Here is a 13,442-nt window from a genome sequence, read left to right on the forward strand (position 1 = left end):
CAGTGTAACCGCCGCTCAGCCTTCGCGTGTTGCGCCAACCCCCGACGACACGCGCGGCGCAAGCCGATCGGCAAGGCATTGCGGGCATAGACAGCGGCCGCCCGTCGCGGGCTGAGCGCCGGGCGGCAGTGCCGGCATCGCCGCGCACCAGCAGGCAAACGGCTGCATGCGCGCGCCGCAGTCGAACGCGCTGCCGCAGTGCGGGCAGCGCTTGCTGACAAGATCGGATGAAGCGGCTGGCTTGGTCATCGCTAAACGGGCATCGGTCGGTCAGGCAAAGTGGAATAAAAAAACACGGCGAGACGCCGGCAAAATCAGCAGCAAACGCAACGGCAAACGCGGCGGCCGCCGGCCACGCCGAACGCCGGATACGCTCCGCCCGATGCCGCCGCCGGACCGCGTAAGCGCCACGTCATTCCCAAGCATAAGCGCCGCACACGGAAAATGCATGTGCGCCGCCTCGAAAAAACCGTTCGCGCACCGTTATCCACGCCCTCCGGCCACACGCGGACCACCTCGGCCGAACGGCCAAAAACCGCATGTTGCACTGCGACACTCCTGTACAATTCGGCCTGTTTCGACTGCCTGCCGTTTCAACCGCTTCGCACCCAGAGTCGCCGCCATGTCCGATCCCCTCGATCTGTCGCAGATCTCGCCCACGCTGAAAGCCGAAATCCTCGCCGAGGCCCTGCCGTACATCCGCCGCTATCACGGCAAAACCGTGGTCATCAAATACGGCGGCAACGCCATGACGGAAGAGCGGCTCAAACAAGGCTTCGCGCGCGATGTGATCCTGCTGAAGCTCGTCGGCATCAATCCCGTCATCGTGCACGGCGGCGGCCCGCAAATCGACCATGCGCTGCGCAAGATCGGCAAGCAGGGCACGTTCATCCAAGGCATGCGCGTGACCGACGAGGAGACGATGGAAGTCGTCGAATGGGTGCTCGGCGGCGAGGTGCAGCAGGACATCGTGATGCTGATCAATCACTTCGGCGGCCACGCGGTCGGCCTGACGGGCAAGGACGGCGGCCTGATCCACGCGCGCAAGCTGCTGATGCCGGATCGCGACAACCCCGGTCAATACGTCGACATCGGCCAGGTCGGCGAAGTCGAGGCGATCAATCCGGCCGTCGTGAAGGCGCTGCAGGACGACGCGTTCATCCCCGTGATCTCGCCGATCGGCTTCGACGAGGAAGGCCTGTCGTACAACATCAACGCCGATCTCGTCGCGGGCAAGCTCGCGACCGTGCTGAACGCCGAGAAGCTCGTGATGATGACGAACATCCCCGGCGTCATGGACAAGCAGGGCAAGCTGCTCACCGATCTGTCCGCGCGCGAGATCGACGCGCTCTTCGAAGACGGCACGATCTCGGGCGGGATGCTGCCGAAGATCTCGTCAGCGCTCGACGCGGCGAAGAGCGGCGTGAAATCGGTCCATATCGTCGACGGCCGGATCGAGCATTCGGTGCTGCTCGAAATCCTGACGGAACAGCCGTTCGGCACGATGATCCGCTCGCATTGAACGCGCGCCGCAAGCCTGCTCACGACACGCCGCTGCCGGCCGGCGGCCTACAGGCTGCCGGCCGGCAGCGGCCGTCCGGGCGTCGCTCGCGACGCATCCGGCCGCTCGCGGGCGGCCCGGTGTGGCTGTTCGATCTCGACAACACGCTGCACCATGCGACGCACGCGATCTTCCCGGCGATCAACAGGGCGATGACGCAATATCTGGTCGACGCGCTGCAAATCGAGCATGCGCGCGCCGACCATCTGCGCAAGCATTACACGCACCGCTACGGCGCGGTGCTGATCGGCCTGGCCCGCCACCATCCGATCGATCTGACCGATTTTCTGCAAGCCGTCCACACGTTCGCCGATCTGCCGGCGATGGTGCGCGCCGAGCGCGGGCTCGCCCGGCTCGTCGCCGGGCTGCCCGGCCGCAAGATCGTGCTGACGAACGCACCCGAAACCTATGCGCGCGACGTGCTGCGCGAGTTGCGCATCGAACGGCTGTTCGAGCGCGTGATCGCGATCGAGCAAATGCGCGATCGCCGCGGCTGGCGCGCGAAACCGGACGCGGCCATGCTGCGCCGCGCGCTGCGCGACGCGCGCGCGCGCCTGTCGGACGCCATCCTCGTCGAGGACACGCGCGGCCACCTGAAACGCTACAAGCGGCTCGGCATCGGCACGGTCTGGATCACCGGACATCTGCCCGGGCACTTACCGCGCCACGGCCGGCCGCACTATATCGACCGTCGCATTGGTTCGCTAAAATCGCTGAGACTGGGTTCTCGATCGGGGCGACAAAAATGCAGCCGACTCACCCGCAAGATCCGGCAGTAACCGCAACGGCCGACGGCGAACACCCCGCGGCTTACCGCCCGCGCGCACGTCCGAAGCCGGGCGAGCGCCGCATCCATATCCTGCAGACGCTCGCGTCGATGCTCGAAGCGCCGAAGCGCGAAAAAATCACGACCGCCGCGCTCGCCGCGCGCCTCGACGTCTCGGAGGCCGCGCTTTACCGCCATTTCTCGAGCAAGGCGCAGATGTTCGAAGCGCTGATCGCCTTCATCGAGGAAACATTCTTCGGGCTCATCAACCAGATCGCCGCGAACGAGCCGAACGGCGTGCTGCAGGCGCGCTCGATCGCGCTGATGCTGCTCAATTTCGCGGCGAAAAACCCCGGAATGACGCGCGTGCTGACGGGCGAGGCGCTCGTCGGCGAGGACGAGCGCCTCGCCGAACGGATCGACCAAATGCTCGAGCGCATCGAGGCATCGGTCAAGCAAACCCTGCGCGTCGCGCTCGCCGAAGCCCGCACCGGCAGCGCCGCTCCCGCCGCGCACGCCGGCCATGCGTTGCCGCTGCCCGACGGCTACGACCCGGCGCTGCGCGCGAGCCTGCTGATCAGTTACGTGCTCGGCCGCTGGCATCGCTATGCGAAAAGCGGTTTCACGAAGGCGCCCGCCGAGCACGCCGACGCGCAATTGCAGCTCATTTTGCAGTAGCGGCAACGCGCACGGCGGTGCACGCGCGTCACGCCTTTGTCATCCGGCAAATCCGGTCGCGCGGCGCCGAAGCGCGCAACCGGGCCGGCGGCGGCACGCACGCCAGGCGCTCAGCCGAGCATTGCCGCCGCCTTTTTCCGTTATACTTGCGCGACTTGTCGTCGCCGCGCTTCTTGCAGCGACGCCCGGAAAGCGCGCCGATTTGCTGACTCGATTGCGGGCGCGCGAACCGGCAGAGGCTTTGCCTCCCGCCAGTTCACTATAAATGCGGCTAAAGAGGTCGTCAGCCGCGCTCCCTAGCCTCTCGCGCATGCCGGACACCGTTTAGCCGCCCAGTCATCAGGCGCAAAGAATGGAATCGATCGGCATCGTCACGCCACAAACCCTGCATTTCGCCGAACCGCTGCGCTTGCAAAGCGGCAACGTGCTCGGCAACTATCAGCTCGTGGTCGAAACCTACGGCACGCTCAATGCCGCACGCTCGAACGCGGTGCTCGTCTGCCATGCGCTCAACGCGTCGCACCATGTCGCGGGCGTCTACGCGGACGATCCGCGCAACATCGGCTGGTGGGACAACATGGTCGGGCCGGGCAAGCCGCTCGACACGAACCGCTTCTTCGTGATCGGCGTGAACAATCTCGGCTCGTGCTTCGGCTCCACTGGCCCGATGAGCATCGATCCGGCAACGGGCACGCCATACGGCGCGCGCTTTCCGGTCGTCACGGTCGAGGACTGGGTGCATGCGCAAGCGCGCGTCGCCGATGCGTTCGGCATCGAGCGCTTCGCCGCGGTGATGGGCGGCAGCCTCGGCGGCATGCAGGCGCTCGCGTGGAGCCTGCTGTATCCGGAGCGCGTCGCGCACTGCATCGATATCGCGTCGACGCCGAAGCTGTCCGCGCAGAACATCGCGTTCAACGAAGTCGCGCGCTCGTCGATCCTGTCGGACCCCGATTTCCACGGCGGCGATTACTACGCGCACGGCGTGAAGCCGAAGCGCGGCCTGCGCGTCGCGCGGATGATCGGCCACATCACCTATCTGTCCGACGACGACATGGCCGAAAAATTCGGCCGCGCGCTGCGCCGCGCGGACGGCGCGCTCGATGCGTACAACTTCAATTTCGACGTCGAGTTCGAGGTGGAATCGTACCTGCGCTATCAGGGCGACAAATTCGCCGACTACTTCGATGCAAATACGTATCTGCTGATCACGCGCGCGCTCGATTACTTCGATCCGGCCAAGGCGTTCGGCGGCGATCTGACCGCGGCGCTCGCGCATACGACGGCGAAATATCTCGTCGTCAGCTTCACGACCGACTGGCGCTTCGCGCCCGAGCGCTCGCGCGAAATCGTGAAGGCGCTGCTCGACAACCGCCGGCAGGTGTCCTACGCGGAGATCGACGCGCCGCACGGTCACGACGCGTTCCTGCTCGACGACGCGCGCTATCACAACCTGATGCGCGCCTATTACGAACGCATTGCCGACGAGGTGGGCGCATGAATCAACAAGCATTGAATACGCTGTCCGCGCGGCCGGACTTTCGCACGATCGCGCGCTGGGTCGAGCCGCGCGCGAGCGTGCTCGATCTCGGCTGCGGCGACGGATCGCTGCTGTCGCTGCTGACCGAGGAGCTGGAGGTGTCGGGCTACGGCGTCGAAATCAACGACGCGGGCGTGCTGGCGTCGATGAAAAACGGCATCAACGTGATCCAGCAGAACCTCGAGGATGGGCTGCGTCTGTTCGGAGACCATAGTTTCGATTTCGCGATCCTGTCGCAGACGCTGCAAACGATCCATCAAACGGCCGCGATCCTGCGCGAAACGGCGCGGGTCGGGCGCGAATGCATCGTGTCGTTTCCGAACTTCGGCTATTGGGCGCACCGGCTGTCGGTATTGCGCGGACGCATGCCGGTGTCGAAATCGCTGCCTTATCAATGGCATAACACGCCGAACGTGCGGGTGCTCACCATCAAGGATTTCGAAGCGCTCGCGCCGGAGGTCGGCGTCGAGATTCTCGATCGCGCGGTGCTGCACGAAGGGCAGCCGATTCGGTGGGGAGTGAACTGGCGTGGTAGTCTTGCAGTCTACCGCGTCAAGCGGATACAACCCTAGTTCGACCATCTTTGTAGCTCGATGACCAAGCCGCCGCACGACGCGCCCGCCCTCAACGCCCATGAGGACCACCCGGGCTGGCGCGCCTATCTGAACACACACATGCTGATTTGCGTCTTTCTCGGCTTCACGTCGGGATTGCCGCTTTTCACGCTCGTCTATCTCGTGCAGGCGTGGCTGCGCTCGGAAGGCGTGAACCTGAAAGAAATCGGCCTCTTCGCGCTCATTCAGTTCCCCTACACATGGAAATTCCTGTGGGCGCCGCTGATGGACCGCTTCATTCCGCGCCTGCCGGGTTGGCGCCCGGGGCGGCGGCGCGGCTGGATGCTCGTCACGCAACTGCTGGTCGCGCTCGCGATCGCGGCGCTCGGCTTCGTATCGCCGCGCGATTCGATCTGGACGGTGGCCGCGCTGACGACACTCGTCGCATTCTTCGGCGCAAGCGCCGACATCGTGATCGACGCGTATCGCCGCGAGTTGCTGCGCGACACCGAGCAGGGCCTCGGCAACGCGGTGCACGTGAACGCATACAAGATCGCCGCGCTGGTGCCAGGCTCGCTGTCGCTGATCCTGTCCGACCACCTGCCTTGGAATGTCGTGTTCGCGATCACCGGCGCATTCATGCTGCCCGGCATCCTGATGACGCTCGTCGTGCGCGAGCCCGAAGTCCGCGGCACGCCGCCGAAAAGTTTGACGGATGCGGTGATCCTGCCGTTTCGCGAATTCATCAGCCGGGACGGCTGGCGCGGCGCGCTCCTCGTGCTCGGATTCATCTTCCTCTACAAGCTCGGCGACACGATGGCAACCACGCTGTCGACATCGTTCTTCCTCGACCTCGGCTTCAATAAGACGCAAATCGGCGTGATCGCGAAAACCACCGCGCTGTGGGCGAGCCTCGCGGGCGGCATTATCGGCGGCATCTGGCTCGTGAAGATCGGCATCGCGCGCGGGCTGTGGATCTTCGGCATCGTGCAGCTCGTCTCGACGCTCGGCTTCGCGTGGCTCGCAAAGGCGGGCCCGCAGCCTGCGCTGATGGCGCTCATCTATGGCTTCGAGACGTTCTCGACGGGCCTCACGCTCGCCGCGTTCACCGCCTACATCGCGAGCACCACCGATCCGCGCTATACGGCAACGCAGTTCGCGCTGTTCACGAGTCTCGCGTCGGTGCCGCGCACGCTGGCATCGGCATCGAGCGGCTTCATCGTGTCGCAGATCGGCTGGTTCGACTACTTTCTCGTTTGCACCGCGCTCGGCATTCCCGGCATGCTGCTGCTCTTCAAAATCGCACCGTGGGGCAACGCCACCCGCGACGAGGCCGCCCGTGCCGGCTAGGCGGCACGCCGCCCGGCTCGCGCTGACGGTCGCGGGCGGGGTCGCGTTCGGCGCAATCGGGCCGGCCGGCATTCGGCCATGCGCGGCCGAAACGGCCGTCATCGCCGACGGAGCCGCTCCGGCGGCGCCTTCGGCGCCCGGCGCGCAGCCGACGGCCAGCGCGCCTGCATCGGTCGCGACGGCTGCCGCAAACGGTGCGTGGCGATATGGCCACGCCGAGCCGCAAGTGCGCTACGGCAACGCGCTCACGTTTCGCAGCCTGATTCCGTCGCCGCTCCTCGAGCAACTGACCGACACCGAATTCCGGCAAACCATTCAAGACGCCTCCCAGCGCAACCGGCTGCTGCCGCCGAACAATCCGCGCGTGAAGCGGTTGCGCATGATCGTCACGCGGCTCGCGCCTTATGCGGTCAAATGGAACGAGCGCGTGAAGGGCTGGAACTGGGAAGTCGCGGTGCTGCGTTCAGACAAGATCCGGGCGTTCTGCCTGCCGGGCGGCAAGGTGCTCGTCGACAGCGCGCTGTTCGACAAGCTGCGCCTTGCCGACGACGAACTCGGCGTGCTGTTCGCGCACGAGATCGCGCACGCGCTGCGTGAGCATGCGCGCGCGAGCCTTGGCGAGCAGCAGGCCACGCCATTCGGCGCGACGCGGCTGCCGCAGTTGTTCGGGCTGTCCGAACCGGCGCCCGAACCGATCGGCTCCATCGAGCGATTCGCGTCGGTCCGCTACGATCCGACCGATGAAACCGAGGCCGACGTGATCGGCGGCGACATCGCCGCGCGTGCGGGCTTCGATCCACGCGCGGCGCTGCCGCTGTGGGACAAGCTCGCCGCCGCGACCCGCGGCGACCCGGACAACGGCTTCATCTATGCGCACCCCTACGATGCGCGGCGCCGGAACGATCTGCGCAAGCGGCTTGCCGATCTGATGCCGCTCTACAAGAAAGCGCTCGACAAGACGAGCGCGAAGCGTGCGGACGCCGCGAAAACCGGCGCGGCGGACAATACGAAGGCACGTGAGGCGGCAGCGGGGCGCTGAAGTCGGGTGCGCGGCCGTTCGTTGTGGCCGTTCGTTGTGGTTGGAATTCCCCGCTCGCTGCCGCCCGGCGTGCGCATGCGTGCGTCACCCCGCCGCGTCGAGTCCGGCAGCCGGCTGGATCGCCGGCAGTTGCATCCAGCGGATTTCGTCACTCGGGCTGCGCCCGAACAAACGCTTGAACTCGCGACTGAACTGCGACGCGCTCGCATAACCGACACGCGCCGCCGCCGCGCCCGCGCTCAATCCGTCCTGTACCATCATCAGCCGTGCGTGATGCAGCCGCGTCGTCTTCACGTACTGCATCGGCGATGTCGCCGTCACGCTTTTGAACTGCGCATGAAACGCGGCAATGCTCATGCCCGCCTCGCTCGCGAGCGTCCCGACGTCGAGATCGCCGCTCAGATCGGCGTGAATCCGCCTCAGTGCCTTGGCAACCCGCCCAAATTGATGCTGCTGTGCAAGCGCCGCGCGAATCGCGTCGCCTTGCGCGCCCGTCAGCACGCGATAGCCGATCTCACGCATGATCGACGGCCCCAACACGCGCGTATCGAGCGGCGACGCCAGCGCTTCGAGCAAACGCAGCACCGCGTCGGCGAGCGGCATGTCGAGCGGCGTCGAATAGATGCCGCGCGGCTCGCTCACCGCCGCGCCGTGCGTTTCGTTCAGCAAAATCGCAAGCTCGGCGATCATCGCGAGATCGAGGCGGATCGAGATCGCGAGAAACGGCTCGGCGCACGTGGCGTAGGTTTCGCATTCGAACGGCATCGGCACTGACAGCACCAAGTACTGCTGCGCGTCATAAGCGAAGGTCTCCTCACCCAGATAGCCGCGCTTGCGGCCCTGACACACGACGACGATGCTCGGCTCGTACAGCACCGGCACCCTGGGCACCGGCCGATTCGCGCGAATGAAGCGCACGCCTTCGACAGCGGCATGCGTCGAGCCTTCATTGGGAGCGAGGCGGCCGAGCAACTCGACCATGCGGCGCTGCACACGCGCCCCGGCGTCGTCTAAAAGGGGTTCGAAGCTCATTGAACAAGATGCGCACACAAGAGAATCAGGCTTGCAATCTAGCATCGGAACCGCGTCGGCGCGCTGCACGCGGCGCAATTCAAGAGAAATAGGCAAGCATTGCGGACCTTCAGGTATTCCGCCGGCTTGGGTGCGTGCTTACGATGTGCACCCGTGCCGCCGCATCGCCGCATGCGTGCGCTGCGCCACGCGCTGCGCCCGTCTTTTCGGCCGGCCGGACATGATCGGTTCAGCGTGCGCAGTATCGGATCAGCGCAGGAATTCAAGCGTTTGTTCCGGCCGGCATCGCTGCCGAAGCGTCGACTTCAGCCGATTGCTTCGCCGGAACCGGGATGGCGGCGACGGAGCGGTAAAGCGCCCGCTCCCCTTGATGGCCTTTACCCAGGGCAATGGCTTCAGCCGTCGCCCGGATCGACTGACTGTTTTACCTATGACCGGAACAGGGGCCAAACCTCCTGCGCCGGTCGACACTGAGGAGCTTCTATGAGCACGACTTACGCTTATGCGGCGTCGAGCGCCACCACGCCGCTCGCACCGTTCGAATTCCAGCGCCGCGCGCTGCGCGATCTCGACGTGCAGATCGACATCCTCTATTGCGGCGTCTGCCACTCCGATCTCCATCAAGCCCGCAACGAATGGAAAAACAGTATCTACCCGGTCGTGCCGGGGCATGAGATCGTCGGCCGCGTGACGGCCGTGGGCCCGCACGTCACGCGCTTCAAGGCGGGCGAGCTGGTCGGCGTGGGCTGTCTCGTCGATTCGTGCCGCACGTGCGCAAGCTGCGCCGAAGGGCTCGAGCAATATTGCGAAAACGGCTTCGTCGGCACCTATAACGGCCAGGACCGCGTGACGGGCGACGTCACGTTCGGCGGCTATTCGACGCAAATCGTCGTCGACGAGGCGTTCGTGCTGCGCGTGCCCGACACACTCGATCCAGCCAGCGCCGCGCCGTTGCTGTGCGCGGGAATCACGACCTACTCGCCGCTGCGCCAATGGGGCGCGGGGCCGGGCAGGAAAGTCGGCATCGTCGGGCTCGGCGGCCTCGGCCATATGGGCGTAAAGCTCGCGCGCGCGATGGGTGCGCACGTCGTGCTGTTCACGACATCGCCGTCCAAGATCGACGACGGCAAGCGGCTCGGCGCGCACGAGGTGGTGATCTCGAAGGACGCCGCGCAGATGAACACGCACCTGAACAGCTTCGATTTCATCCTGAACACGGTTGCCGCGCAGCACGACTTGAATCCGTTCCTGCACCTGCTCAAGCGTGACGGCACGATGACGCTCGTCGGCGCGCCGGAGCACGACCATCCGTCGCCGCAGGTGTTCAACCTGATCTTCAAGCGCCGCCGCCTGGCGGGCTCGCTGATCGGCGGCATCGCCGAGACGCAGGAAATGCTCGATTTCTGCGCGCAGCACGGCATCACGTCGGATATCGAAATCATTTCGATGCAGCAGATCAATGCTGCCTATGAGCGGATGCTGACGAGCGACGTCAAGTATCGCTTCGTGATCGACATTGCGTCGCTGAAACCGAAGCTCGCCGCCTGACAGCAGCCGCGGCAGGCGGCCACGGCCGCGCACCGGATACGCCCTTGGCCGATTCGCCGGCCCAAGGGCGGGTTCGGATGGGAAGCGATCGGATCTCTCGAATCCGCCAAAACATTGGCGAACTACGCAGCCGCGCATCGCTCGGACCGCGCGCGCCAGGCGCGCAGTCCGCTCACTTGTAGTCGTAGTCGACCGTCAGCGGCGCATGGTCGCTGAACTTGATGTCGCGAAAGATCGACGTCCGTTTCGCGGTGCTCGCCACGCCCGGCGTCGCGATCTGATAATCGATCCGCCACCCGACGTTGTTTGCATACGCATTGCCGCGATTGCTCCACCACGTGTATTGCTCGGGCCGAGGATCGAGCGTGCGGAACACGTCGACGTAGCCCACATCGTCGAACAGCGCGGTCAGCCACGCGCGCTCTTCGGGCAGGCATCCGGAATTCTTCTGGTTACTCTTCCAGTTCTTGATGTCGATTTCCTTGTGGACGATGTTCACGTCGCCGCACAGGATCACTTCGCGCTTTTTCTTCAGCTCGACCAGATGCGGCATGAATTCGTTCATGAAGCGGTATTTCGCCTGCTGACGCTCGTCGCCGCTCGAGCCGGACGGCACGTACACCGACACCACCGACAGCTTGCCGAACCGCGCCTCGACGTAACGGCCCTCCGCGTCGAATTCGCTGCTGCCGTAACCGACGATCACGTCATCGGGCTCGTGGCGCGAATAGAGCCCCGCGCCACTGTAGCCTTTTTTCTGAGCGTGGTGAAAGTAGCTTTTGAAGCCATGCGGCTCGACGAATTCGGCGGGCAGATCGTCCGCCGACACCTTGATTTCCTGCACGCAGACGCAATCGGCGCTCTGCTCGCCGAGCCAATCGAAGAAACCTTTTTTCGCGGCCGATCGGATGCCGTTCAGATTCGCGGTAATGACACGCAGCATGATGATGGATTCCGTCCAGTAAATGCGTTTTCCGTTGCGGCTTATTGGATCTTGACGCCCGCGAGTTCCGGCTTCGCGGGCGGATAGTCGAGCTTCATGCCGGTCAGGGCGCGCAACAGCAACTCGGCGATCATCACGTTGCGATGCGTTTTCGAATCGGCCGGGATCACGTACCACGGCGCGTGCTCGGCGGACGTCGCGGCGAGCGCGTCGCGATACGCGGCCTGGTATGCATCCCAATGCTTGCGCGCCTCGAGATCGGACACGTCGAACTTCCAATGCTTGGTCGGATCGTCGATACGCGCTTGCAGCCGGCTGCGCTGCTCGTCCTTCGAGATGTGCAGGAAGCACTTGACGATCGTCGTGCCCGATTCGACCAGCATCTCCTCGAATTGGCGAATTCGCCGGTAGCGCCGCTCGCATTCGTCCCGGTCGATCGCGCCGAGCACGCGCGGCACGAGCACGTCCTCGTAATGGCTGCGGTTGAAGATCACCAGCTCGCCCGCCGCGGGCGCCTGCGCATGCACGCGCCAAAGAAAATCGTGCGCAAGCTCGACGGGCGTCGGCGCCTTGAACGACACGACGCGCAAGCCGAGCGGATCGACTTCGCGAAACACCGCGCGCACGGTGCCGTCCTTGCCGCTCGTATCCATACCTTGCAGCACCAGCAGCATGCGCTTGCGGTTTTGCGTATGCAGACGCTCCTGCTGCGCGTCAAGCTCGAGCGACACCGTCGACAGCCGCTCGCGATCGGCCTCCTTCGAGCCCGCCGAGAACGGCTTGACGGCCGGATCGAACGCATCGAGCGCGAATGCGGCGGCCTCCTTTTCGCGCGTGTGGTACGGCACGCGGTAATCGTCGAGCGACGGCTGCTTGGCCATCGGCACCTCCTGGAATCGATGCGGGAATCGGCCAATCGCAGGCGCGGCGGTGCCGGGCGCGCCGGCACCGCCGCGCCTGCTCAGCCGAGTTTCTTCTTCAGCAGCTCGTTGACCTGCTGCGGGTTCGCCTTGCCCTTCGTCGCCTTCATGGCCTGGCCGATGAGCGCGTTGAACGCCTTCTCCTTGCCCGCGCGGTACTCGTCGACCGATTTCGCGTTCGCGGCAAGCACCTCGTCGATGATCGCTTCGAGCGCGCCGGTGTCGGAGATCTGCTTCAGGCCCTTTGCGTCGATGATGCGGTCGGCCGCGGCTTCGTCGGTTGCCTTCTCGTCCCAGATCGTCACGAAGATTTCCTTCGCGATCTTGTTCGAGATCGTGCCGTCGGCGATCCGCTGCAACAGCAGCGCGAGTTGCGCGGCCGACACCGGGCTCGCGTCGATGTCGATGCCGTCGCGGTTGAGCTGCGACGATACGTCGCCCATCAGCCAGTTCGCGGCCGTCTTCGCCTGCGCGGCGCCGGCCTTCGCGACCACGGCCTCGAAGTAGACAGCCATTGCCTTGCTCGACGTCAGCACGCTCGCGTCATACGACGTCAGGCCGTACTGATCGACGAAGCGCTGCTGCATCGCGGCGGGCAATTCGGGCATCTCGCCTTTCACGCGCTCGATCCAGTCCGCGCCGATCACGAGCGGCATCAGGTCCGGATCGGGGAAATAGCGGTAATCGTGCGCGTCTTCCTTGCTGCGCATCGAGCGCGTCTCGCGTTTGTCCGGGTCGTATAGGCGCGTTTCCTGCACGACCTCGCCGCCGTCCTCGATCAGCTCGATCTGGCGGCGCACTTCGTAGTTGATCGCCTCTTCGAGGAAGCGGAACGAATTCAGATTCTTGATTTCGGCACGCGTGCCGAACTTTTCCTGGCCGAGCGGCCGCACCGATACGTTCGCGTCGCAGCGAAACGAGCCTTCCTGCATGTTGCCGTCGCAGATGCCGAGCCATACGACAAGCGCATGCAGCGCCTTCGCATACGCAACCGCCTCGGCCGCGCTGCGCATCTCGGGCTCGGTGACGATCTCGAGCAGCGGCGTGCCCGCGCGGTTCAGATCGATGCCCGTCATTCCCGCGAAATCCTCGTGCAACGACTTGCCGGCGTCCTCCTCGAGGTGCGCGCGCGTCAGATTGATCGTCTTCGCATACGCCTGCTGGCCGGCCTTTTCATTCGCGCTCACCTGAATCGTGATCTGCCCGCCCTGGACGACGGGAATCTCGTACTGGCTGATTTGATAGCCCTTCGGCAGATCGGGGTAGAAATAATTCTTGCGCGCGAAGATGCTGCGCGGCGCGATCGTCGCGCCGATCGCCAGACCGAAGCGGATCGCCCGCTCCACCGCGCCGCGGTTCGCGACAGGCAGCACGCCCGGCAGCGCGAGATCGACTGCGCACGCCTGCGTGTTGGGCGCCGCGCCGAACTGCGTCGGCGCGCCGGAGAAAATCTTCGAGACGGTCGACAGTTGCGCGTGCGTCTCCAAACCGATAACGACTTCCCATTGCGTCAT

13 protein-coding genes are annotated in these 13,442 nt (G+C 65.1%); 8 read left to right on the forward strand and 5 right to left on the reverse strand.

The genetic code is table 11. The annotated features are described in order from the left end of the window. Window positions 1-15 precede the first annotated feature (15 nt). The gene (locus AQ611_RS00970) at window positions 16-249 is read right to left on the reverse strand and encodes a cysteine-rich CWC family protein (protein ID WP_069233503.1); all 234 of its coding nucleotides are present in this window, start codon (window positions 247-249) and stop codon (window positions 16-18) included. A gap of 373 nt (window positions 250-622) precedes the next feature. Here AQ611_RS00970 and argB point away from each other — a divergent pair, with 373 nt between their 5' ends. From argB to AQ611_RS01015, 7 genes are all read left to right on the forward strand, one after another. Beyond that, window positions 623-1,522 carry an acetylglutamate kinase gene (argB, locus tag AQ611_RS00980; RefSeq protein ID WP_059517251.1) on the forward strand — a complete coding sequence of 300 codons (900 nt, stop codon included), beginning with the start codon at window positions 623-625 and terminating at the stop codon, window positions 1,520-1,522. After that, complete coding sequence (locus AQ611_RS00985) at window positions 1,519-2,340, forward strand: HAD-IA family hydrolase (RefSeq protein WP_083237194.1); 822 nt, start codon at window positions 1,519-1,521, stop codon at window positions 2,338-2,340. The genes argB and AQ611_RS00985 overlap by 4 nt, the downstream gene beginning before the upstream one ends. Further along, window positions 2,307-3,005 (forward strand): nucleoid occlusion factor SlmA, encoded by a 699-nt coding sequence (gene slmA / locus AQ611_RS00990; protein WP_059517249.1) that lies wholly within the window; start codon window positions 2,307-2,309, stop codon window positions 3,003-3,005. Before AQ611_RS00985 ends, slmA begins: the two co-directional genes overlap by 34 nt. Window positions 3,006-3,357: 352 nt before the next feature. Continuing rightward, window positions 3,358-4,503, forward strand: coding sequence for a homoserine O-succinyltransferase MetX (gene metX, locus AQ611_RS01000; RefSeq protein WP_059517247.1), 1,146 nt, complete (start codon window positions 3,358-3,360; stop codon window positions 4,501-4,503). Beyond that, window positions 4,500-5,114, forward strand: coding sequence for a methionine biosynthesis protein MetW (metW, locus tag AQ611_RS01005; protein ID WP_059517245.1), 615 nt, complete (start codon window positions 4,500-4,502; stop codon window positions 5,112-5,114). Before metX ends, metW begins: the two co-directional genes overlap by 4 nt. A 21-nt stretch (window positions 5,115-5,135) precedes the next feature. Next, window positions 5,136-6,446 carry an AmpG family muropeptide MFS transporter gene (locus tag AQ611_RS01010; RefSeq protein ID WP_059517243.1) on the forward strand — a complete coding sequence of 437 codons (1,311 nt, stop codon included), beginning with the start codon at window positions 5,136-5,138 and terminating at the stop codon, window positions 6,444-6,446. After that, window positions 6,436-7,485 carry a M48 family metallopeptidase gene (locus AQ611_RS01015; RefSeq protein ID WP_069233506.1) on the forward strand — a complete coding sequence of 350 codons (1,050 nt, stop codon included), beginning with the start codon at window positions 6,436-6,438 and terminating at the stop codon, window positions 7,483-7,485. The genes AQ611_RS01010 and AQ611_RS01015 overlap by 11 nt, the downstream gene beginning before the upstream one ends. Window positions 7,486-7,569: 84 nt before the next feature. On the opposite strand, the gene AQ611_RS01020 is transcribed toward AQ611_RS01015, so the two are convergent. Then, complete coding sequence (locus AQ611_RS01020; RefSeq protein ID WP_069233507.1) at window positions 7,570-8,517, reverse strand: AraC family transcriptional regulator; 948 nt, start codon at window positions 8,515-8,517, stop codon at window positions 7,570-7,572. 483 nt (window positions 8,518-9,000) lie between these two features. Here AQ611_RS01020 and AQ611_RS01025 point away from each other — a divergent pair, with 483 nt between their 5' ends. Then, window positions 9,001-10,065, forward strand: a complete 1,065-nt coding sequence (locus tag AQ611_RS01025; RefSeq protein ID WP_069233508.1) for an NAD(P)-dependent alcohol dehydrogenase — start codon at window positions 9,001-9,003, stop codon at window positions 10,063-10,065. A 172-nt stretch (window positions 10,066-10,237) separates the two neighbouring features. On the opposite strand, the gene AQ611_RS01030 is transcribed toward AQ611_RS01025, so the two are convergent. The 3 genes from AQ611_RS01030 to gatB all read right to left on the reverse strand — a co-directional run bounded on the left by AQ611_RS01030 (window position 10,238) and on the right by gatB (window position 13,442). Then, on the reverse strand, window positions 10,238-11,008 hold the full coding sequence (locus AQ611_RS01030) for an exodeoxyribonuclease III (protein ID WP_069233509.1): 771 nt from the start codon (window positions 11,006-11,008) through the stop codon (window positions 10,238-10,240). A 41-nt stretch (window positions 11,009-11,049) separates the two neighbouring features. Continuing rightward, window positions 11,050-11,889: a PPK2 family polyphosphate kinase gene (locus tag AQ611_RS01035; RefSeq protein ID WP_069233510.1), complete on the reverse strand. Its 840-nt coding sequence runs from the start codon at window positions 11,887-11,889 to the stop codon at window positions 11,050-11,052. A gap of 80 nt (window positions 11,890-11,969) precedes the next feature. Then, window positions 11,970-13,442, reverse strand: coding sequence for an Asp-tRNA(Asn)/Glu-tRNA(Gln) amidotransferase subunit GatB (gene gatB / locus AQ611_RS01040; RefSeq protein ID WP_069233511.1), 1,473 nt, complete (start codon window positions 13,440-13,442; stop codon window positions 11,970-11,972).

Source organism: Burkholderia singularis (assembly GCF_001718875.1).
Taxonomy (GTDB): domain Bacteria; phylum Pseudomonadota; class Gammaproteobacteria; order Burkholderiales; family Burkholderiaceae; genus Burkholderia; species Burkholderia singularis.

Coding starts and splice junctions, on each gene's coding strand:
- AQ611_RS00970 (WP_069233503.1), bottom strand. CDS start 249: ATGACCAAGCCAGCCGCTTCATCCGATCTTGTCAGCAAGCGCTGCCCG.
- argB (WP_059517251.1), top strand. CDS start 623: ATGTCCGATCCCCTCGATCTGTCGCAGATCTCGCCCACGCTGAAAGCC.
- slmA (WP_059517249.1), top strand. CDS start 2,307: ATGCAGCCGACTCACCCGCAAGATCCGGCAGTAACCGCAACGGCCGAC.
- metX (WP_059517247.1), top strand. CDS start 3,358: ATGGAATCGATCGGCATCGTCACGCCACAAACCCTGCATTTCGCCGAA.
- metW (WP_059517245.1), top strand. CDS start 4,500: ATGAATCAACAAGCATTGAATACGCTGTCCGCGCGGCCGGACTTTCGC.
- AQ611_RS01010 (WP_059517243.1), top strand. CDS start 5,136: ATGACCAAGCCGCCGCACGACGCGCCCGCCCTCAACGCCCATGAGGAC.
- AQ611_RS01020 (WP_069233507.1), bottom strand. CDS start 8,517: ATGAGCTTCGAACCCCTTTTAGACGACGCCGGGGCGCGTGTGCAGCGC.
- AQ611_RS01025 (WP_069233508.1), top strand. CDS start 9,001: ATGAGCACGACTTACGCTTATGCGGCGTCGAGCGCCACCACGCCGCTC.
- AQ611_RS01030 (WP_069233509.1), bottom strand. CDS start 11,008: ATGCTGCGTGTCATTACCGCGAATCTGAACGGCATCCGATCGGCCGCG.
- AQ611_RS01035 (WP_069233510.1), bottom strand. CDS start 11,889: ATGGCCAAGCAGCCGTCGCTCGACGATTACCGCGTGCCGTACCACACG.
- gatB (WP_069233511.1), bottom strand. CDS start 13,442: ATGACGCAATGGGAAGTCGTTATCGGTTTGGAGACGCACGCGCAACTG.